The sequence below is a fragment of the Mesonia ostreae genome, from assembly GCF_031845265.1.
GTDB lineage: Bacteria > Bacteroidota > Bacteroidia > Flavobacteriales > Flavobacteriaceae > Mesonia > Mesonia ostreae.
On record NZ_JAVRBG010000005.1, the window covers coordinates 17,688 to 38,150 of the forward strand.

Annotated in this window: 18 protein-coding genes; 9 read left to right on the forward strand and 9 right to left on the reverse strand. The window is 33.7% G+C overall.

Features of this window, described 5'->3' with window-relative positions; translation table 11 throughout:
• Positions 1–29: 29 nt before the first annotated feature.
• Genes RLT85_RS06220 through RLT85_RS06245 form a run of 6 tightly spaced genes read right to left on the reverse strand, consistent with a single transcriptional unit; the run spans position 30 to position 4,626 of the window.
• The gene (locus RLT85_RS06220; protein ID WP_311401178.1) at positions 30–362 is read right to left on the reverse strand and encodes a DUF6787 family protein; all 333 of its coding nucleotides are present in this window, start codon (positions 360–362) and stop codon (positions 30–32) included.
• Between the two features lie 9 nt (positions 363–371).
• Positions 372–779 (reverse strand): DUF6146 family protein, encoded by a 408-nt coding sequence (locus RLT85_RS06225; RefSeq protein ID WP_311401179.1) that lies wholly within the window; start codon positions 777–779, stop codon positions 372–374.
• A gap of 15 nt (positions 780–794) precedes the next feature.
• Positions 795–1,523 (reverse strand): septal ring lytic transglycosylase RlpA family protein, encoded by a 729-nt coding sequence (locus RLT85_RS06230; RefSeq protein WP_311401180.1) that lies wholly within the window; start codon positions 1,521–1,523, stop codon positions 795–797.
• Between the two features lie 15 nt (positions 1,524–1,538).
• Positions 1,539–2,495, reverse strand: coding sequence for an NAD(P)-dependent oxidoreductase (locus RLT85_RS06235; RefSeq protein WP_311401181.1), 957 nt, complete (start codon positions 2,493–2,495; stop codon positions 1,539–1,541).
• A 1-nt stretch (position 2,496) separates the two neighbouring features.
• Complete coding sequence (gene serC, locus RLT85_RS06240; RefSeq protein WP_311401182.1) at positions 2,497–3,561, reverse strand: 3-phosphoserine/phosphohydroxythreonine transaminase; 1,065 nt, start codon at positions 3,559–3,561, stop codon at positions 2,497–2,499.
• 15 nt (positions 3,562–3,576) lie between these two features.
• Positions 3,577–4,626: an acyl-CoA reductase gene (locus RLT85_RS06245; protein ID WP_311401183.1), complete on the reverse strand. Its 1,050-nt coding sequence runs from the start codon at positions 4,624–4,626 to the stop codon at positions 3,577–3,579.
• Positions 4,627–4,691: 65 nt separating this feature from the next.
• Between RLT85_RS06245 and RLT85_RS06250 the strand changes: the two genes are divergently transcribed.
• Entirely contained in the window at positions 4,692–5,042 is a 351-nt protein-coding gene (locus tag RLT85_RS06250; RefSeq protein ID WP_311401184.1) for a 4Fe-4S dicluster domain-containing protein, read from the forward strand.
• Between the two features lie 63 nt (positions 5,043–5,105).
• Here the strand turns inward: RLT85_RS06250 and RLT85_RS06255 are convergent, their stop codons facing one another.
• Complete coding sequence (locus RLT85_RS06255; RefSeq protein WP_311401185.1) at positions 5,106–5,603, reverse strand: hypothetical protein; 498 nt, start codon at positions 5,601–5,603, stop codon at positions 5,106–5,108.
• Between the two features lie 193 nt (positions 5,604–5,796).
• Between RLT85_RS06255 and ychF the strand changes: the two genes are divergently transcribed.
• The gene (gene ychF, locus RLT85_RS06260) at positions 5,797–6,891 is read left to right on the forward strand and encodes a redox-regulated ATPase YchF (protein WP_311401186.1); all 1,095 of its coding nucleotides are present in this window, start codon (positions 5,797–5,799) and stop codon (positions 6,889–6,891) included.
• Between the two features lie 74 nt (positions 6,892–6,965).
• On the opposite strand, the gene RLT85_RS06265 is transcribed toward ychF, so the two are convergent.
• Positions 6,966–7,787, reverse strand: a complete 822-nt coding sequence (locus RLT85_RS06265; protein ID WP_311401187.1) for a phosphatase PAP2 family protein — start codon at positions 7,785–7,787, stop codon at positions 6,966–6,968.
• 616 nt (positions 7,788–8,403) lie between these two features.
• Here RLT85_RS06265 and RLT85_RS06270 point away from each other — a divergent pair.
• The 4 genes from RLT85_RS06270 (at position 8,404) to mscL (ending at position 16,139) form a co-directional block, all read left to right on the forward strand.
• A complete protein-coding gene (locus RLT85_RS06270) occupies positions 8,404–10,620 on the forward strand; it encodes an ATP-binding protein (protein WP_311401188.1) in 2,217 nt (738 codons plus the stop codon).
• A 92-nt stretch (positions 10,621–10,712) separates the two neighbouring features.
• Positions 10,713–12,569 carry a DNA topoisomerase IV subunit B gene (locus RLT85_RS06275; protein ID WP_311401189.1) on the forward strand — a complete coding sequence of 619 codons (1,857 nt, stop codon included), beginning with the start codon at positions 10,713–10,715 and terminating at the stop codon, positions 12,567–12,569.
• Between the two features lie 484 nt (positions 12,570–13,053).
• Positions 13,054–15,684 (forward strand): DNA gyrase/topoisomerase IV subunit A, encoded by a 2,631-nt coding sequence (locus RLT85_RS06280; protein ID WP_311401190.1) that lies wholly within the window; start codon positions 13,054–13,056, stop codon positions 15,682–15,684.
• Positions 15,685–15,689: 5 nt separating this feature from the next.
• Positions 15,690–16,139, forward strand: a complete 450-nt coding sequence (mscL, locus tag RLT85_RS06285; protein WP_311401191.1) for a large conductance mechanosensitive channel protein MscL — start codon at positions 15,690–15,692, stop codon at positions 16,137–16,139.
• Between the two features lie 235 nt (positions 16,140–16,374).
• On the opposite strand, the gene RLT85_RS06290 is transcribed toward mscL, so the two are convergent.
• Positions 16,375–16,746, reverse strand: a complete 372-nt coding sequence (locus RLT85_RS06290; protein ID WP_311401192.1) for a DNA topoisomerase IV — start codon at positions 16,744–16,746, stop codon at positions 16,375–16,377.
• Between the two features lie 385 nt (positions 16,747–17,131).
• Here RLT85_RS06290 and aroC point away from each other — a divergent pair, with 385 nt between their 5' ends.
• The 3 genes from aroC (at position 17,132) to RLT85_RS06305 (ending at position 20,459) form a co-directional block, all read left to right on the forward strand.
• Entirely contained in the window at positions 17,132–18,199 is a 1,068-nt protein-coding gene (aroC, locus tag RLT85_RS06295) for a chorismate synthase (RefSeq protein ID WP_311401193.1), read from the forward strand.
• Positions 18,200–18,208: 9 nt separating this feature from the next.
• On the forward strand, positions 18,209–19,513 hold the full coding sequence (locus RLT85_RS06300) for a dicarboxylate/amino acid:cation symporter (protein WP_311401194.1): 1,305 nt from the start codon (positions 18,209–18,211) through the stop codon (positions 19,511–19,513).
• A gap of 154 nt (positions 19,514–19,667) precedes the next feature.
• The gene (locus RLT85_RS06305) at positions 19,668–20,459 is read left to right on the forward strand and encodes a phage tail-like protein (RefSeq protein WP_311401195.1); all 792 of its coding nucleotides are present in this window, start codon (positions 19,668–19,670) and stop codon (positions 20,457–20,459) included.
• The last annotated feature ends 4 nt before the right edge of the window (positions 20,460–20,463 follow it).

Genomic DNA, 20,463 nt, shown 5'->3' on the forward strand with positions numbered 1-20,463 from the left:
TAAAAATTCTACAAAAATCAGAAAAAAATCTAATTTTTTTCTTCAGATAAGAAACGTCCTAAACCCAAACGTCTCAACATTTTCTTCTCAAAACCCCAAAAGAATTTAAATTGGCCAAAAAGCCATCCGAAGCAAACCAATAAAACTTGGTAAATAGGAAATATAATGGCGATGCGCAGGATGTAATAGAGTAATCCGCCCCAAAAAAAAGCATCAGGAAATTGGTCACGACTTAAGTGAATAAAGCTTAATAAAGGTTTCGCTGCAAAAACGGCTGAAGAACCAGTAATTGAAAAAACGAAAAATATAATGACGAGCTGAAAGTTGGATTCAATTCCCCAACGTTCTTTCAGTTTCTTCATAGTAGATTTTTAAAGGGTTTGATTGTATTTTTCTTGAAAGTAGAGGAAGTAAGTATATAAAGAATAATTTACCTCTAAACCGTACTTTAAATTAGGATCATAATTAATCTCCCAAGGATAAAAATCTTGATTGTAATTTTTATTAGCAACTCTATCATTATAAGAAGAAGAGAACGAAGCATTTTTCTTTTCTAAGAAGTTTAAATGATACGTATTTTTAGGTTGCTGTTTGCTAAGCCAAGCATTATATCCCGGCTCACCAATAATTATTTCGTAGGCTAAATTGTTATTCGTAATTGTTAAAGTGCCCTTATTCTCATTAGAAGCTACTTCTGGATTGGATTCGCTAAGTTTTGCAGTACTACTACAGCTATACATTGCAAAAATTAGAACACATATATAGATAAAATTCTTCATAGAAATAAAAATTAATTATTGAAATTGAGAAAAGTCTACGATAAAGCTTCCTGGATACTGTTTAGAAATTTTATCTCTAAACTTTTCGGCTTTATCTCTCGCTTTAAATTTACCAACAACTAGCGTATACACTTTGATATCCTGAATTACTTTCACCTGCACGATAACATCCTTCTGATAACTAGCTTTTAGGTTATCTGCCAAACGAATTAAATTAGCAAGTTCTTGAAAACTTCCTATTTGTACGCCAAACCAATCTGGTTCAACCTTATTGATGTTTAATTCATAAAATTCTAAAGGCTCTACTTGCGCTACAGCAGCATCGGGATTAGAAGTTGCTGTCTCTTCATTATCTGCATCGGTGGGAGTAGAAACATCGGCAATAGCATCGTTATCACCCCCAATTACTTCAATAGCCACATCGGTGACACCCAAACCTATATAGCCCAATTTCTGGGCCGAGGACTTAGAAAGATCAATAATTCTCCCGCTTACAAAAGGTCCTCTGTCATTAATTTCTACCACAGTTGTTTTATTATTAGCCAAATTGGTAACTCTTACTTTGGTGCCAAAAGGAAGGTGGCGGTGTGCAGCGGTTGGTTTATTATGGTGATATTTTACTCCACTTGCAGTTCGTCTTCCTTCAAATTTATCTGCATAAAATGATGCTTTCCCGGTTTGAACTTGTGCAAAGCTAAACGCAGTTAAAAGTAAAAAGATACAAGCGAAGATGTATTTTTGCATAATAAACTCTATTAATTAATGTTTTGCGAATATATTAATTATTTGTTTACTAAGTTGAACTGCGCTCTTATCTTGAGCTTCTTGCGTAGAACCAGCAATATGCGGACTTAAGGAAATATCTGGATGCATGAGAATCTGAATTTCTGGATTAGGCTCCTTCTCGAAAACATCTAAACCGGCAAATGCTATTTTTTTATCGTTTAAAGCTTCCACCAAGGCAACTTCATCTATAACGCTGCCGTGAGAAGTGTTGATAATTCCTGCGGTGGGTTTCATAAGTTCTAGTTCTTCTTTTCTGACCAAGTATTGATTTTGCGCTGGCACATGAAGTGTAATAATGTCTGCCGTTTTTAATACTTCCTGCAAAGAAGCATAGGGAATAGCAAAAGAAACCTCTTGTCCGTCAAAAAATTGAAGCTTAATACTCATTTCTTCGGAAGCCTTACTATTCACAAGCACTTTCATTCCTAAACCTAACGCAATTTTGGCAACTTCCTTTCCTGTTCTTCCAAAACCAATAATTCCTAAAGTTTTTCCCTGCAATTCAGACGCATTGCTGTAACCGCTCTTAAGTTCCTTGAAACGAGAATCGCCTTCCAACGGCATATCTTGATTGGTGTTTTTTAAAAACCGAATGCTGCTAAAAATATGCGCAAAAACCATTTCGGCAACACTTTGGCAAGTTGCATTTGGTGTATGAATCACTTGAACATCTTTTTTTTCCGCGTAGACGAAATCTATATGATCTAATTCTGCGCTGCTACTACCAATAAGTTTGAGCTGCGGACATCCATCTATCAATTCTTTACGAATTTGTGTATTGCATTTCACTAGAATTATCTCAATAGCATTCTTGTTGATATAATTCGCTAATTGAGACTGCGCCACCTTAATTTGAAAGACCTTAAAATTTGCTTTCTCTAAGGCGGCTATTCCTGCGGAAGAGAATCCGTCGTTGATTAAAATATTCATCTTATGCTTTTCTTTCTAATTGGTTCATTACTTCTATCAAAATTTCTACACTTGAAATAGGTAAGGCGTTATACATAGAAGCTCGGTAACCACCAATACTTCGGTGACCGTTAATCCCGTTAATATTGGCTTCTTGGCACATATCATTAAATAGAGGTTCTAATTTTTTACTCTTTAAATTGAAGGTTGCATTCATAATTGAGCGGTCTTCTTTGGCTGCGTAACCGGTAAATAAAGAATTATTATCTATTGCTGAATACAAGAGTTGAGCCTTTTTATGATTTGCTTTTTCAATAGCCTTAATTCCGCCTAAAGATTGCAACCATCGTAGATTAAGCAAAGAAACGTAAACTGCATAAACCGCTGGAGTATTAAACATGCTCTCTTTTTCTATTTGAATTTGGTAATCGAATAGTGAAGGAATTTCTCGGCTTACTTTCCCTAGAATAGACTCTTTTACGACAACTAAAGTAGTTCCCGCAGGCCCCATATTTTTTTGAGCTCCGGCATAAATTAAATCGAAATTTTCAAAGTTCAATTCCCGTGAAAAAATGTCGCTACTCATATCACAAACCATCGGAATTTCTACGGAAGGAAACTCTTTTATTTGTGTACCATAAATGGTATTGTTGCTGGTACAATGAAAATAATCAAAAGATTGATCTACGGAATAATTTTTAGGTATACAATTGAACTGTTTATCTTTAGAAGACGCTACTTCAATTATTTCTCCAAACAGTTTTGCTTCCTTAATTGCTTTAGAAGACCAGGTTCCCGTATTTAAATAAGCTGCTTTTTTCTCTAGTAGATTGTAAGCAACACTTAAAAATTGCGTACTAGCGCCACCGTGTAAAAACAAGGCTTGATAGCCCTTATTTTGTAAACCTAAAAGGTCTAAAACCAAAGTTCTTGCTTCTTCAATGACACTAACAAAATCTTTGCTGCGGTGAGAGATTTCTAATATGGATAAGCCAGAATTATTAAAATCTAACACCGCTTGTGAAGCTTCTTTAAAAACCGAAGATGGCAAAATGCAAGGTCCTGCACTAAAATTATGCTTTTTCATCACTTTTAGTTTTAACTATAATTCTAATAAAAATTTCATAGTATTCACATTGTCGGCGTAATCATACAATCTTGGTTGCTGAGTTTTTCCGAAGGGAATATGCGAGGCGTCTAATCCATTAGAAACAATGCATTGTATATTTTCTTGCTCTTTTTCTAAGGTTAACTTTAAGGCTTCAAGGTCTTCATATTCTTCATAAAACAAAGAAGCGATAGGAGAGGAGAAGGATTCGTCTTTCTTCAGAATTAAAAATCCGTTGTCTAAGATTTTAAATTCGCTCATTAAATAAACTGCCTTGTTATAATCGTAATTATTAGCATATTTGTTAGAGTCAATAATAGGATGCCAATCATAAACCGCTTTAAAAAAGTAATCTAGCTTTTGTCCTTTAGGAACATATATTTTTGAAACATTACGACAACCTAATCCGTAGTAACGAAAAATATCTTCACCTAGAGGTTGTAATTCTTCTTTAGACTCATTCCCAGTCAAAATAGCCACAGAGTTTCTATTCTTTCTAATAATATGCGGCTTTTTAGAGAAATAATATTCAAAATAGCGGGCAGTATTATTGCTTCCCGTGGCGATCACGGCATCAAAGTCATTTAAGCGATCTTTAGAAAAGGCAATTCTTTCTTTAAAGCTTGGTTCAATTTCTTCTAAATACTGCGTAATCACAGGAAGAAGTTGATTGTCGTTAGAGGATTGCTTAATTAAAACCTTGTTTCCGCTAAGTAAAACACAAAGGAAATCGTGAAATCCTACTAGAGGAATGTTTCCGGCCATAATGATGGCAACCCTTAAATTTTTATCTTTGGGTTGCTTATAACTGGAGAGCCAATTCTCTAATTCCTTTTTTTCTAAAGCTTCACTCCATTGTTGCAAAGAGAAAAGAATATTTTCTTTTGTAAACCAAGCGTTGTAATGTATGGCATGATTTACTTTTTCTTCTAATAGGTTAAAAAAGTTTTCTTCGGAAGGAGAGGAGGCTTTTTCATGATTTAAAAATCGTTTTAACGAATTTCCTAGTAAATAAAAAGATTTGATACGTGCTTCTACATTCATATTATTTGGTTATCTACTTGAATGGCTTTATTTTTGTGCAAAGTTACATATATAAAAAGAATAAAATGGCTATAATTATAACAGACGAATGTATTAATTGCGGAGCTTGCGAACCAGAGTGTCCAAATACCGCCATTTATGAAGGTGCAGATGATTGGCGATATGCCGATGGAACCAACCTTAATGGTGATATTGCACTTCCCAATGGGAAAGAAGTAAACGCAGATGAGGCCCAAGAGCCAGTAAGTGATGAGTTTTACTTTATCGTAGCTGATAAATGTACAGAATGTAAAGGTTTTCATGATGAACCACAATGTGCTGCGGTATGTCCTGTAGATTGCTGTATACCAGATGATGATAATGTAGAAACAGAAGAAAAGCTCTTAGAGAAACAAGCATTCATGCACGATTTATAAACACTATAACAAAAAATCCCATTCGTTTTGAATGGGATTTTTTTAAAATATTAGTTTGTAAAATTATCTTGTGGGTCTATTAATTTTATACTTTTTTGAAACTACCCCATCAACTTTAGGATCATAGTTTCCAACTACAAAATTTCCTTCTTTATCAAAGTAACCAAAAGAATCATATTCTTTTGTATGTAGTATGTACATTTCTTTTTCTGGCATTTTTCTAATAACAGCGTATTCCTCTTTTTTATTTCCATTCATCTTATGTACAGTATAGCCTTTTCCATCTGGCATAATTAAGAAACTATCTTCTGCGGTCACAAATGAAGTAGAACTAGAAATTTGAGGCTTATATCTCATTACCGCTTGATTGGTTTCGCTATTGTTTTCTACCCCCAGCTGTTGTTGAGATTTTATATTTCTTTTTTTAATCGCTACTTTTTCACCTTTACTGTCTTTTACCGTAGTTTTTGTAGTAACAGTTTTCTCTAAGTTATCCTCTTGTGCATAGTTAGCCAAACCAAAAGTAAGACACAATGCTGTAATCACTAGTTTTTTCATCATTAGTTGTTTTTAAGTTTATAATACTTTCTAATTACTGTAAAAATAAGCTTATCATATGTTAATTTTTAATAAGACCTAGGTAATGTTTACTTAAAGAAAGATGAGCATTATACAATATCCCTTCTTTATTCATGCTTTATTAAACAAAATCATTCTGTATATTTGCCGCTTGAAAAATGTATTTTAAAAAAATATGAAAGCAGGAATAGTAGGATTGCCTAACGTTGGAAAATCAACCTTATTTAATTGTTTGTCAAATGCTAAAGCACAAAGCGCCAATTTCCCATTTTGTACTATAGAGCCTAATATAGGGGTAGTGAATGTACCTGACTCTAGATTGGAAAAATTGGAAGAATTGGTAAAACCAGAGCGAGTTTTACCAGCAACTGTAGATATAGTAGATATTGCAGGTTTAGTAAAAGGAGCCAGTAAAGGGGAAGGTCTAGGTAACCAATTTCTAGGAAACATTAGAGAAACCGATGCCATATTACACGTGCTTCGGTGTTTTGATAATGATAATATAGTTCACGTTGACGGTGATATAGATCCTATTCGTGATAAGGAAACTATAGATATAGAATTGCAATTAAAAGATTTAGAAACAGTTGAGAAGAAACTTGAAAAAGTAAAACGTGCTGCAAAAACTGGAAATAAAGAAGCGATAAAAGAACAGGATGCACTATTAAAACTTCAGAAGGGTTTAGAGTCTGGAATTTCTGTAAGAGCTATTCAATTAAATGAAGAAGAACGCAAAGATTTTGTAACTCCTTTACAGTTTATCACCGATAAGCCAGTACTTTACGTATGTAATGTAGATGAAGATGCTGCCGTTAACGGAAATGCATATGTTGAAAGAGTAAAAGAGGCGGTAAAAGACGAAAACGCAGAAGTTTTGGTATTGGCCGTTGGTACCGAGGCAGATATTACAGAGCTTGAAGATTATGAAGAGCGTAAAATGTTCTTAAATGATATAGGTTTAGAGGAAGCTGGTTCCGCTAAGTTAATTAGATCTGCTTATAAGTTATTGAAGCAACAAACATACTTCACGGCTGGAGTAAAAGAAGTGAGAGCTTGGACGATTCCTGTTGGAGCGACCGCTCCGCAAGCTGCAGGAGTTATCCATACTGATTTTGAGAAAGGTTTTATACGTGCTGAAGTAATTAAGTACGATGATTTTGTTTCTTATGGAAGTGAAGCTAAGGTTAAGGATGCAGGAAAACTAAGCGTAGAAGGCAAAGAATATGTAGTTTCAGATGGAGATGTTATGCACTTTAGGTTTAACGTGTAAAACGAAAATTAGAAGATATAAAAAAAGTCGAGAATTAATTTCTCGACTTTTTTGTTTTTATATGTAAAGAGCGTTTAGAACGTATATCTAAAAGCCATTCCGCTGTAACGATCGCCTGTAAAGTTATTGATACCCGAAGTAGGATACACATCAATATTATCGCCTTTTACTTTATGTAATTCTGGAACTAAAATACCAACACCAGCTCCTAAAGCATAACCTAGAAGAACATCGGTTAAAAAATGTTGACCAGCTTCCATTCTATAAAAACCTACTGCTGCTGGCAAGGCGGCTGCTCCAGCCCAAATAAATCCTTTTCCTTTAGTATCTGGATTAAAATCAAGGTATGCTTTTGCCGCAAAAAAAGTTGCGGTCGCGGTCGCTGCCACGTGTCCCGAATAAAACGAACGTTGTCCATTATTTTTGGTACGTCTATCCAATTCTGTATCCCCACTTTCATCATATACATATGGTCGTGATCTATTAACTAGGCCTGCCGTAACCGTATATAAAGATGCTGTTGTCGCTAAACTTTGTACATAAATACCTACATATTGTAAGGTATGATCGTTAATATCACCATCTAATAGTAATGCAAACGGAGCTGCAAAAGAAATTAAAAAAGGGATATCACTAATTTTATTCGCATTTTCAGAATGATTGCCAGCAACCCACTTGTCCATAAAATTAATGTCCTCTTTTTCGGACACAATGGTCGCGAGTTCTGCTTCGGTAATGTTATCTTTATCTGTAATTAAACTTAATCCAAAGGCACTAACGCCTAGACCAGCGCCTGTCCAGATACCATCTCTTACCCAATCCCACTTATAGGGAGAAACCGATTTTTGCGCTACGCTGGTCAAACTAAAAAAGGCTACCAGACTAAATATAATCATGTTTTTCATAGCGACAAATATATATGAATACTTAACTCTCAAAAAAAAAATTAACATTCTATTGGCAGAAATGTAAGCTAATAAAGGAATGTTCCTGTCTTGAATTAGCATAAAAATACGTTTCTATTCTAAAATTTTATGGTATATTAAAAAAGACTGATTTTGATTACCATCATTGAATAGCAGAAAGAGTCTATAAACACACTTTTGGTTATAAAATTTTAAAGTAAATATTTCTATTAATCTTTTAAACGTCCAATCCAATCGATAAATGGTTCTAAAATCAGCTATAGCTTCAATCCATAAGAATTCATTTTGTTTTGAAGTCGAAAGGCTTTTGCTGAAATTTTGATTGTACTGAAGCTGACCAGAAGTTAGTTTTGAGATGGTAAAAGAATACCCCATTCATACTTTTTTTCGATTAAAACATTGTCGAAAGTGAAAATTTTTATTCTTGTAACAGCCACGTATCAAATTTCCATAATCAGTAAATATTTGGTTTCTAGCCAATAAAATTATTTTTAATAGTTAATTTATGGTAAATTCAAAAAACTCTTAGTTTATTTTTAACAAAATAAATTCAAAAGTGTAAATTTACCGCCATAACGCTCGATTCTTGATTAAAATTATACTCTCCTTTTTTTTATGTTTTATAAGTTATATTTCTGTAGCACAAGAATCTTATGAAAAAGAAAACAATGTATTTCAGGAAATTCCCCATTTACAAAAATTACTTGATGATAGTATAGAGGAGTATTATGATTACGATTTTAATACTTCCAGGAAATTAGCTCTTCGTCTTTTAAAAGAATCTTTTGATACGAAACACGCGTATTATTCTGCGAACGCTTATAGTCTTATGGCGATGAATGATGAGGCTATAAGAGATTATCCTTCCGCCAAAGAAAAATACATAAAGTCTAATATGATATGCCTAGAAAATAATTTCGCAGAACTTCTTATGTTTAACTATAATGGTATAGGTAGTACGATTGTGTTAGAAAATCAAGATTATGAAAAATCAGAATCATTTTATAAAAAAGCATTACATATAGCAGATTCTTTAAGAGATCCATTTAAATACGATATTATCGTAAATATTGCTTGGAATCGTTTAGACAATAAGCAAGCCAAAAAAGTGACAAGATATGAAGAGGATTTAAAATTTAGCACCACTATAAATGTAGAAAAACATACTCACAATAGAACATTAGTTTCTACTTCCCACTTATTATTAGCTCGTTACTACGGACAAATGCAGAAATTTGCCTTGGCTGATTCTAATTTTAGAAAAGCTATTGAAGTGCTAAATGAGCAACCTTTATACGAGCAATTGAGCGAAATTTATCTGTATAAAAGTAACTATGAAAAAGCTAGAAGAAATTACGAGAAATCTTATGAATATCTAAATTATCATATCAAAAACAAAGAAAAGTTTATAGATGAAGACATTAGAAAAAGACTAATGATAGAGAATGCTCGCTACAAATTAAATGAATATGAGCGAGCCTTGGTGATGTCTAATCGGGAAAAAGTTCTTATGGAAGATTTGGCAGAATCTAAAACTAGAACTGTTTGGCTTTATTTTGTTATTTCCTTTATTTTATGCGTTGTGATTCTTATTATCTTCCGAAAAAATAAGGTTAAAAATAAATTAATTCGTACTTTAAATATAAGTAATGAAGAAATAAAAAAAGCTAAAAAAGAAGCGGAAATCGCTGCCGAAATTAAAGCAGAATTTATTTCTAATATTAGTCACGAAATAAGAACACCATTACACGGCGTGGTTGGAATTACATCCTTACTCTTAGAAGAAAGTGAAATTTCAAAAAAAAACAAAAAGCTTCTTGATTCTTTAAGGTTCTCGGGAAATTATCTACTTCATCTTATCAACAACATTCTGTTTTTAAACAAGATTGATAGAAATAAAATAAAAGTAAAAAATGAAGTCATAGATTTACCTTCTTTTTTAGATCATATTTTTGCCGCCGTTCAATTTTCAGCAAAAAAACATCAGTGCGAAGTAGTACTTAAAACAGATGCTAATCTTCCGCAGCAAATCATATCAGACAGTAGTATCTTATATGAAATCTTACTTAACTTAACGGAAAACGCTATAAAATTTAGTCAAGGTTCTGTTAGGGTAGAAGTAAATGCTATACAAGACACAAATCAAAATCCTAAATTACAATTTAAAGTGATAGATAACGGTGCGGGGATTCCAAAGGATAAACAAGAGATGATTTTTGATGATTTTTCTCAAATTTCTATGGATAAGAGTATTATGGAAGGTACGGGAATAGGCCTTTCTATTGTTAAAAAACTGCTTTCTTTAATGAATAGTGAAATACAATTAGAAAGTGAAGTAGGCAAAGGATCTATTTTCTTTTTTGAAATCGCATGTAAAGAGGACTTGATTAAAGAGATTGCTAAGAAAAAATCACTTCCCTTAAATTCACTTCCCTTAAACTCACTTAAAGGTATAGAAGTGATCCATATTGAAGACAATCGCATTAACCGTTTGGTCGTAGAAAAATTCTTAGCAACTGCAGAGGTGAACCTAAAAACTTTGGAAGACGGACAATTAGGCTTAGAAGCTTTGCAACATGACAATTGGGATATTGCATTAATAGATATTAATATTCCCAGTTTAAACGGTTATCAAATTGCAAAAGCAGTAAGAGAAATTTATCCTACAAAGCCTATGATTGCCGTAACCGCTTCTGAATTAAATGAAATTAAAGAAAAGGCCAAAGATGCTGGGATGACAGATGTTTTAATAAAACCTTTTAGCAAAGAATGCCTCCTAGAAATGATTCGTAAATATGTTTGATTATAACTTTCTATTTTTTGTTAATTAATTTACCTAGTATGGGTTTTATTTTTTGTTAAATCGTGGTATCTTAGCTACCCATCTATTTATCTATGACAGAAGAAACAAAGTATACTGAGGATAACATACGCTCATTAGACTGGAAGGAGCACATAAGAATGCGTCCAGGCATGTATATTGGGAAATTAGGTGACGGTTCTAGCGCAGATGATGGTATTTACATCTTATTAAAAGAAGTTCTCGACAATTCTATAGATGAATACGTTATGGGCGCTGGTAAAACTATTGAGGTCTCCATACAAGGACAAAAAGTAATCGTTAGGGATTATGGTAGAGGTATACCATTGGGAAAAGTGGTGGATGTAGTTTCCAAAATGAATACAGGAGGAAAATACGATAGCAAAGCCTTTAAGAAATCTGTAGGACTAAATGGGGTTGGTACCAAAGCCGTGAATGCACTTTCTGGATATTTTAGAGTAGAATCTACAAGAGATAATAAATCAGCTTCCGCGGAATTTGAGCAAGGAGAGCTAAAAGATGAAGAATTTTTAGAGGAAACTTCTAGAAGAAAAGGAACCAAGGTTTCTTTTGTCCCCGATGAAGTGATCTTTAAGAATTACAAGTATAGATCTGAATACGTAGAGAAAATGTTGAAAAACTACGTGTATCTTAATCCAGGTCTCACTATTATTTTTAACGGAGAGAAATTCTATTCAGAAGATGGATTAAAAGATTTACTTTCAGAAAGTATTTCAGAAGAAGATCGCTTATTTCCTATTATTCATTTAAAGGGAGAAGATATTGAAGTAGCAATTACTTACAGCAAAGCACAATATAGTGAAGAATATCACTCCTTTGTTAATGGCCAACATACGGTACAAGGAGGAACACACCATGCCGCTTTTAGAGAATCTATCGTTAAAACAGTAAGGGAGTTTTTTGGTAAGAATTATGAAGCCAGTGATGTTAGAAAATCCATTGTTTCTGCGATTAGTATTAAAGTGATGGAACCCGTTTTTGAGAGTCAAACCAAAACAAAATTAGGCTCTACGGATATGGGGGGAAAATTACCAACGGTACGAACCTACATTTTAGATTTTGTAAAACGTCAGTTGGACAATTACCTGCATAGAAATCCGGAAACGGCAGAAAAAATTCAGAAAAAAATCCTACAAGCCGAAAAGGAGCGAAAAGATTTATCTGGAATTAGAAAATTAGCTAAAGACAGAGCAAAAAAAGCAAGTCTTCACAATAAGAAATTAAGAGATTGTAGAATCCACTTAGGAGACGTTAAAAAAGAGCGCAACCTAGAAAGTACCTTGTTTATTACCGAGGGAGATTCTGCGAGTGGAAGTATAACCAAGTCTAGAGATGTAAATACGCAAGCAGTTTTTAGCCTTAAAGGTAAACCCTTAAATAGTTACGGTCTTACTAAGAAAATTGTATACGAAAATGAAGAGTTTAACCTTCTTCAGTCGGCATTAAATATAGAAGATTCTATGGAGGAGCTTCGTTACAACAATATTGTAATCGCTACAGATGCCGATGTAGATGGAATGCATATTAGATTACTTTTAATAACATTTTTCTTGCAATTTTTTCCAGAATTAATAAAGGAAGGTCACTTGTATATTCTCCAAACGCCCTTGTTTAGGGTTAGAAATAAAAAAGAAACCATGTATTGTTATTCGGAAACTGAAAAGAGAGATGCCATACAAAAACTTACAGGCAAACCAGAAATAACACGATTTAAAGGTTTAGGAGAAATTTCTCCAGATGAGTTTAAGTATTTTATTGGAGAAAATATTCGATTAGATCCTGTGATGTTAGACAAGGAAACTGGAATAGAAGAGTTGCTAAGTTTTTATATGGGAAAAAACACTTCAGACCGACAAGAATTTATCATTGAAAATTTAAAAGTAGAATTAGATATCTTAGAAGAAAAATAAAGTATGCGGTTTAATAATTCTCAAAATATTAAACTTATACCTATGGTTTATTTTTTTATTTTGATAGGCATAGGTTTATTCATTTTTTTAGGTATAGAATTGAAGCAGATTTATAGAAATCAATACTTATTTTTGTCTTTTATTATCCCTTTAATATGTTTGCTTGTATACATTTATAAAACTAGTAAATATTTTGAATATGATAGTGATGGGGAGACACTTTGCTTGACCAATAGAGGAGTTTTACTTTCTGAAAGGTACAATTACAGAGAACAAAAGGCAGAGTTTCCAAAATATAAATTAAAAAGTTTCGAGATTTCTAATTATTACTTTTTCAAATGTTTGAGTATAAAAATAAAGTCTAAAAACTCTAAAAAGTTTAAAATTATTAAGTTTAATATTACGTTTATCAGTAACAATAAGATTAAGATTTTAAAGAAATCATTACAAAAAATAGTGTACCAGAATAAGCATCGTTGAGGAAATGGATACAGAGAATGAAAATAATTTAGACGCTAAACAAGAACCAGAAGAACAACATCCTAAAGAAGTAATTACCAAGATTACAGGGATGTATAAAGACTGGTTTTTAGATTATGCGTCTTATGTAATTTTAGAAAGAGCCGTACCCGCGTTAGAAGATGGTTTTAAACCAGTACATCGCCGTATCATGCAGTCTATGAAAGATTTAGATGATGGGCGCTACAACAAGGTTGCAAATATTGTAGGTCATACCATGCAATATCATCCCCACGGTGACGCCAGTATTGGTGATGCTATGGTACAATTGGGTCAAAAAGAGTTGTTAATAGATACCCAAGGAAACTGGGGTAATATTTTAACAGGAGATAGAGCTGCAGCTTCTCGATATATAGAAGCGCGTATTTCTAAATTTGCATTAGATGTAGTTTATAATCCTAAAATTACTGAGTGGCAGGCTTCATATGATGGCCGGCGTAAAGAACCCGTTAATTTACCCGTAATGTTTCCTTTATTATTGGCCCAAGGTGCAGAAGGGATTGCGGTAGGATTAAGCACAAAAATTCTTCCCCATAATTTTATAGAGCTTATAGAAGCAACTATAAAACATTTGCAAGGCAAAAAATTTACTATTTATCCAGATTTTCCCACTTCTGGGGTTATGGATGTGAGCGATTACAATGACGGCTTACGAGGAGGAAAGTTAAGAGTAAGAGCAAAAATAAGTCAGCGAGATAAAAACACGCTGGTTATTAATGAAATACCTTATAGTACTACCACAACAACTTTAATAGAATCTATCATTAAAGCCAATGAAAAAGGTAAAATTAAGGTAAAACATATTGAAGACAACACGGCAGAAAATGTAGAGATACTTATTCATTTGCCTAATAATATTTCTCCAGACCGCACGATAGATGCTTTATATGCGTTTACCAATTGTGAGATTTCTATCTCTCCGTTGAGTTGTATTATTATGGATCATAAACCTCATTTTATTGGGGTTTCAGAAATACTTAGGTTAAGCACAGACCATACGGTAAAATTGCTTAAAAGTGAATTAGAAATTAAGCTGGATGAGTTTCAAGAGCAATGGCATTTTGCTTCCTTAGAGAGAATCTTTATTGAGAATAGAATTTACCGAGATATTGAAGAAGAAGAAACTTGGGAAGGTGTTATACAAGCTATAGATAAAGGTTTACAACCGCATATTGGTCATCTTAAAAGAGCTATTACTGAGGAAGATATTATTCGGTTAACCGAAATTAGAATTAAAAGAATTTCCAAATTTGATATTGATAAAGCACAACAAAAGATTGAAGCTTTAGAAGATGAAATTGCTCAAATAAAGCATCACTTAGAGCACCTTATTGAATACGCTATCAATTATTTTAAAAAGCTGAAGAAAAATCACGGCGAGGGCAGAGAGCGTAAGACAGAATTACGTCTGTTTGAAGATATTGAAGCCACAAAAGTAATTATACGAAATACCAAGCTTTACGTTAATAGAAAAGAAGGTTTCGTGGGAACCGCCTTAAAGAAAGATGAATACGTAACTGATTGTAGTGATATTGATGATATTATTTGCTTTACGGAAGACGGAACGATGAAAGTCACCAAAGTAGATGACAAAACCTATATTGGTAAAAACATCATTCACGTTGCAGTTTTCAAAAAGAAAGACAAAAGGACCATCTATAACCTAATTTATAAAGATGGTAAAAATGGTAATTCTCATGTAAAGCGTTTTGCGGTAACCTCTATAACTAGAGATAGAGAATACAGTGTAGGGAAAGGAAAACCAGGTACTAAAGTACATTATTTTTCGGCTAATCCTAATGGAGAAGCAGAGGTGGTGACAGTGTACCTGCGCCAAGTGGGAAGCATTAAAAAATTAAAATTTGAAATTGATTTTGCCGAAATTCTTATCAAAGGAAGAAACTCTAAAGGAAATATTGCCAGCAAGCATCCCATTAAAAAAGTAGAGTTGAAAGAAGAAGGAGTTTCCACTCTAAAGCCAAGAAAAATTTGGTTTGATGAAAGCGTTAAACGTTTAAATGTAGATGAAAGAGGAGATTTGTTAGGAGAGTTTAGAGGCGAAGATCGGATTTTATTAGTTACTCAAAATGGAATTCTTTCTACCATCGTTCCAGAGCTCACTACTCGTTTTGATCTGCCCTATATTGTGATGGAAAAGTGGCAACCCAAAAAACCCTTGACTGCTATTTACTGGGAAGGAGAGAAAGAACGTTATTATATTAAACGCTTTTTAGTCGAGAACCAAGACAAGGAAGAAAATATCATTTCAGATCATCCCAAATCCCAATTAGAATTGATTTCTACAGATCATATTCCCGTCCTAGAAATTGTATATAGAAAAGCGAGAGGAAAAGAGCAAAAACCTAATGATGAAATTAATTTAGAAGAATTTATTAGCATTAAAGGGATAAAAGCGCAAGGAAATCAACTTACTACCGAGTCGGTGAAACAATTAAATCTTTTAGAGCCTATCGCTTTCGAGGAAGATGAAAAAGAAGAGCCAATTGAAGAAACAAATCAATTGAAAGATTATACCCAAAATATAGAAAAGAGAGATGAGGATGACCAATCTCAAACTAAATTATTTGATGATTAATTAGTATGAAAAATAGTTTTTTAAAAGAGTTTAAAGAGTTTGCCGTTAAGGGTAACATGATTGATATTGCCATTGGAGTAATCGTAGGAGCGGCCTTTAATAAGGTGGTTGATGTACTTGTAAAAAAAATAATTGCTCCTCCTTTATCATTATTAACTGGTGATCTCAATTTCGAAAATCAAAAAATGATTCTTCGGAATGCGATTACTACCAATGGAGAAATTGTAAAGGAAGAAGTGGCTATTGGTTACGGTGAGTTGATTACGGTCATGATTAATTTTCTTATCATATCTCTTACCGTTTTTATTATTGTAAGATTATTTAATAGACTGAGAGCAAATGCAGAAGATACTGGCAATAAGAAAGTTACTACGCCTAAAAATATTCAATTGTTAACAGATTTGAAAGAGATTATGCAAGAGCAAAACGAGTTGCTTAAAAATCAGAAGAAGTAAAGTTTATCTAATTGCGAGATTATTTTTTCTAGTATATCCGTTTAGGTTACCGTTACTCAAATACGAGTGGATAATTTCTCGTCAAGTGCTAGCCCATACGAAATCATTCTGGCGTGGAGTCGAGACGCTCTGTTTGAGCTTTCGAATAAAACATTCTTGAGCGGCAATGAATAGGTTCTTTTGATGCTTCGGAAGTTATAAGAACTAATTTGAAATAAATGCAGCTAAACAAACATTAGTCAATTCTCTTGGCAACTCCCTTCTGTTTTTTATCCTCTCCCACCACAGAAAATTCAAATGTGTAGGTGTTTCCTTCTGTAGTAAGAATTTTCATGTGCAAAGGTTTTTCTTCGGCCATATTCTTAGGATTCAGGTTGGTAAGAATGTATTCACAGTCATTGATCCAACGAACCGAAGAAGAATCTACATTATTTTTATAATAATCTACTTCTATCGAATCATTTCTTACAAAACGTGTTTTCTCCAACTCTCCGTTTAAGTACGATTCAAATACAAATGTGCCAGTTTTAAAGTCATTACAGTTTCTCTCTGGGTTGTAACAACTACATAAAAATAAGGTAAAAGCAATTAAAATAAGATTTCTCATTAATGAAGGAATTTTAAACAGTAAAAATAAACAATAAACCCTTATTAATAGCTTACATAGAACCAAATTCCTAAGATTTTAAAATAGAATTGTATTTGTGTTCAAAGCGCATTTTTTAGATTCAATTTAGTAATTCAACTAGCCAGATTTAATTATTAGTTCACCTATTTTATCCCATAATTTTAAAAGAACTCCCAGTTGGTATTTTCGATGTTTAGATATTTTGATTTTATTTTCATTACATAAATTAAGAACTTAACTAAAATAACTTGGAAACTCCCTCCAAGTGATTTTAAATTGCACATATCAATTGAACTTAGAAAAGTTTAATGAACTATATCTTTTAATTATCTTTCTAAAAATTTACATTTGTTGAAAATCACTCATGGCAGGAAATTCTTTCGGAAATTTATTTAAACTCACCAGCTTTGGAGAATCCCACGGGGAAGCCTTAGGCGGTATAATTGATGGTTGTCCCTCTGGAATTGCAATCGACTTTGATTTTATACAACAAGAATTAAAACGAAGGAAGCCGGGCCAATCTAAAATTGTCACGCAACGAAAAGAAGCCGATGAAGTGAAATTCTATTCGGGTATTTTTAAAGGCAGAACTACAGGAACTCCCATAGGTTTTGTGATTAAAAATACCAATCAAAAGTCTAAAGATTACGACCATATTAAAGACGTCTATAGACCCAGTCACGCAGACTTTACTTACGACGAAAAGTATGAGAATCGCGATTATAGAGGAGGAGGTAGGTCTAGCGCGCGAGAAACCGTTTGTCGCGTTGTAGCAGGTGCTATCGCTAAGCTATTTTTAAAAAACATCAAAATTACAGCCTATACCAGTAGCGTTGGAAATATTCAGCTAAGGAAAGACGATCAAATTGATTATAAAGAAATCGAGCAGAATGTAGTGAGATGCCCCAATGCAGAGGTGGCATCAAAAATGGAAACCTTAATCACTTCCGTAAAGAAAGAAGGAGATAGCCTTGGCGGAATTATTTCTTGTGTCATAGAAAATGTTCCCACAGGATTAGGAGAACCCGTTTTTGATAAACTTCACGCCAATTTAGGAAAAGCCATGCTATCTATTAATGCTGTAAAAGGTTTTGAATATGGAAGTGGCTTTGAAGGTACAAAATTGAGAGGTAGCGTACATAACGACATTTTTGATACCCACAAAAAGACAAAAACCAATTATAGTGGAGGCATTCAAGGAGGTATTTCTAATGGAATGCCTATTTACTTTAAAGTCGCTTTTAAACCCGTAGCTACGATAATTCAGAAGCAAAATACAATCAATACAAAGGGCGAAGAAATAGAAATGCAAGGCAAAGGAAGACACGATCCTTGTGTTGTTCCTAGAGCTGTACCAATAGTAGAAGCAATGGCAGCTCTGGTTTTGGCAGATTTTATATTGTTACAACGAAGATTCAATTCAACTCAATAAAAGTATCACATGAAGAAATTAGCATTACACTGGCAGATATTAATAGGAATGGCTTTAGGGGTTGTTTTTGCATTGATATTAAGCAATTTTGAATGGGGAGCCGACTTTATTGGAGATTGGATAAAACCCTTCGGAACTATTTTTATCAATTCTTTAAAATTGATTGCCGTCCCATTAATCCTGGCTTCTTTAATTAAAGGAGTTTCCGATTTAAAAGATATTTCAAAGCTATCGCAAATGGGCGTTAGAACTATTGGAACCTATGTGATAACTACTATTATTGCTGTATCTATAGGATTAACAGTAGTAAATGTAGTAAAACCTGGAAGTACAATTTCAGAAGAAACCCGAGAAGAACTGGTAGCAAATTACGGCGGGGAAGCCGATTTAAAACGACAAGATGCCGAAAAGCAAAAAAATGCAGGTCCGCTGCAGGCTTTGGTAGACATCGTTCCTAGTAATATTGTGGGAGCTTCGTCTAATAACGCCAATATGTTACAGGTAATTTTCTTTGCTATTTTCTTCGGAATTGGACTTATTCTTATTCCTGAAAAAACGGCTGAACCGGTAAAAGCATTTTTTGATGGCTTTAACGAAGTTATACTTAAAATGATAGATATAATCATGCTTGCGGCTCCCTATGGAGTATTTGCTTTATTGGCAGCACTGGTCGTCGAATCTCCAAGCGCCGATTTATTTGCGGCTTTAGCTATGTACGCTTTATGCGTAATTTCAGGATTATTATTGATGATAGGTGTGTATATATTGATCGTATGGATTTTTACTAAAAGATCACCTAAGTTTTTTTTGAACGGAATCTCGCCAGCACAATTATTAGCCTTCTCGACCAGTTCGAGCGCAGCAACTTTACCCGTAACGATGGAGCGCGTAGAGGAGCATTTAGGAGTGGAAAGGGAAGTTTCTAGTTTTGTGCTGCCTATTGGAGCAACGATTAATATGGACGGAACTAGTTTGTACCAAGCAGTAGCAGCTGTATTTATCGCACAAGCATTTGGGATGGATCTTTCTTTTGCCACCCAATTGGGAATTATTGCAACAGCAACATTAGCTTCTATAGGTTCTGCAGCAGTTCCTGGCGCGGGAATGGTGATGTTAGTAATTGTTCTAGCACAAGCCGGAATTCCTGAAGCAGGATTAGCCTTAATTTTTGCCATAGATAGACCTTTAGATATGTGCAGAACGACCGTAAATGTTACGGGAGATGCATCGGTATCTATGTTGGTGGCTAAAGCCGTAGGAAAATTAAGAGATCAACCTTTAGTGAAAAATTGGGATGATAATTATAAAAAGTAATTTAAAAGTTTAGGTTTAAAAGTAGAAAAGAAGCTTGCACTTTATCGGAATTAAATTATATTTAAGCGTAATTATTTGTAAATAAAGTATTTAATTTATTGAAATGAAAGTTATTTAGAGATTTTTAATTATATTAAATCTTAAATAACTCTCTATGAAACTTTTTAAACCCTCACTATTCTTTATTCTACTTTTAAGCAAGGTTTGTTTTTCTCAAGTTGGAATTAATACAGTTAATCCCAGCAACGCTTCGGTGTTAGATGTTAAAAGTTCTTCAAATAATATAACTTTTGGAGGATTCTTACCTCCAAGAGTCACTTTATCTCAACGAAATGATATTCCCGCGTCAAGCTCGGATGACGGAATGATTATCTTCTTAACAGAACCTGGTTTGCGCTGCTTGCAAATTTATAATGCACAGGAAGCCCAATGGGAAGATGTATATTGTATGCAAAACGATACGTTCGCTACTGTGTTGCAAGATTTTGATGGTAATACAGATTGGACTTATACGAATACTCCGGCATTTTATAATGCAGGCAATGATGTTTGGGACATTGTAAACAACCTTATCCATATCAATAATTTTGGAGGTAACTTTTTAGGATGTAGAGATTTAAATAATACTAGTGGAGGAGGAGGTTTTGCTCATCGTATTTTATTTGAAAATGTAGATATTACTGGGCAGACGAACATAAAGCTAGCTTTTGATTACAATATTTACCAGTTTGATAATGCTGACGATGTAACATATGAAGTCTTTTATGATGATGTTTCTCAAGGGGAAATTATATTACTAGAAGGAAATGCTAATTTAAGCAGCAGCGGTACTGTTACTTTGAATATTCCAGATAACGTAAATTTTGTGAAGCTTACCTTAAGTATTTCACAAAATGGAGATGATGACCAAGCTGGGTTTGATAATTTTAGAGTATTTCGAGAGTAATTTT

Bases quoted from the DNA above. Each gene is read 5' to 3' on its own strand.
- serC (WP_311401182.1), bottom strand. From the start codon at position 3,561: ATGAAAAAGCATAATTTTAGTGCAGGACCTTGCATTTTGCCATCTTCG.
- RLT85_RS06220 (WP_311401178.1), bottom strand. From the start codon at position 362: ATGAAGAAACTGAAAGAACGTTGGGGAATTGAATCCAACTTTCAGCTC.
- RLT85_RS06265 (WP_311401187.1), bottom strand. From the start codon at position 7,787: ATGATTATATTTAGTCTGGTAGCCTTTTTTAGTTTGACCAGCGTAGCG.
- RLT85_RS06235 (WP_311401181.1), bottom strand. From the start codon at position 2,495: ATGAATATTTTAATCAACGACGGATTCTCTTCCGCAGGAATAGCCGCC.
- RLT85_RS06230 (WP_311401180.1), bottom strand. From the start codon at position 1,523: ATGCAAAAATACATCTTCGCTTGTATCTTTTTACTTTTAACTGCGTTT.
- RLT85_RS06275 (WP_311401189.1), top strand. From the start codon at position 10,713: ATGACAGAAGAAACAAAGTATACTGAGGATAACATACGCTCATTAGAC.
- RLT85_RS06245 (WP_311401183.1), bottom strand. From the start codon at position 4,626: ATGAATGTAGAAGCACGTATCAAATCTTTTTATTTACTAGGAAATTCG.
- RLT85_RS06305 (WP_311401195.1), top strand. From the start codon at position 19,668: ATGAAACTTTTTAAACCCTCACTATTCTTTATTCTACTTTTAAGCAAG.
- aroC (WP_311401193.1), top strand. From the start codon at position 17,132: ATGGCAGGAAATTCTTTCGGAAATTTATTTAAACTCACCAGCTTTGGA.
- RLT85_RS06290 (WP_311401192.1), bottom strand. From the start codon at position 16,746: ATGAGAAATCTTATTTTAATTGCTTTTACCTTATTTTTATGTAGTTGT.
- RLT85_RS06300 (WP_311401194.1), top strand. From the start codon at position 18,209: ATGAAGAAATTAGCATTACACTGGCAGATATTAATAGGAATGGCTTTA.
- RLT85_RS06280 (WP_311401190.1), top strand. From the start codon at position 13,054: ATGGATACAGAGAATGAAAATAATTTAGACGCTAAACAAGAACCAGAA.
- mscL (WP_311401191.1), top strand. From the start codon at position 15,690: ATGAAAAATAGTTTTTTAAAAGAGTTTAAAGAGTTTGCCGTTAAGGGT.
- RLT85_RS06225 (WP_311401179.1), bottom strand. From the start codon at position 779: ATGAAGAATTTTATCTATATATGTGTTCTAATTTTTGCAATGTATAGC.
- RLT85_RS06255 (WP_311401185.1), bottom strand. From the start codon at position 5,603: ATGATGAAAAAACTAGTGATTACAGCATTGTGTCTTACTTTTGGTTTG.
- ychF (WP_311401186.1), top strand. From the start codon at position 5,797: ATGAAAGCAGGAATAGTAGGATTGCCTAACGTTGGAAAATCAACCTTA.
- RLT85_RS06250 (WP_311401184.1), top strand. From the start codon at position 4,692: ATGGCTATAATTATAACAGACGAATGTATTAATTGCGGAGCTTGCGAA.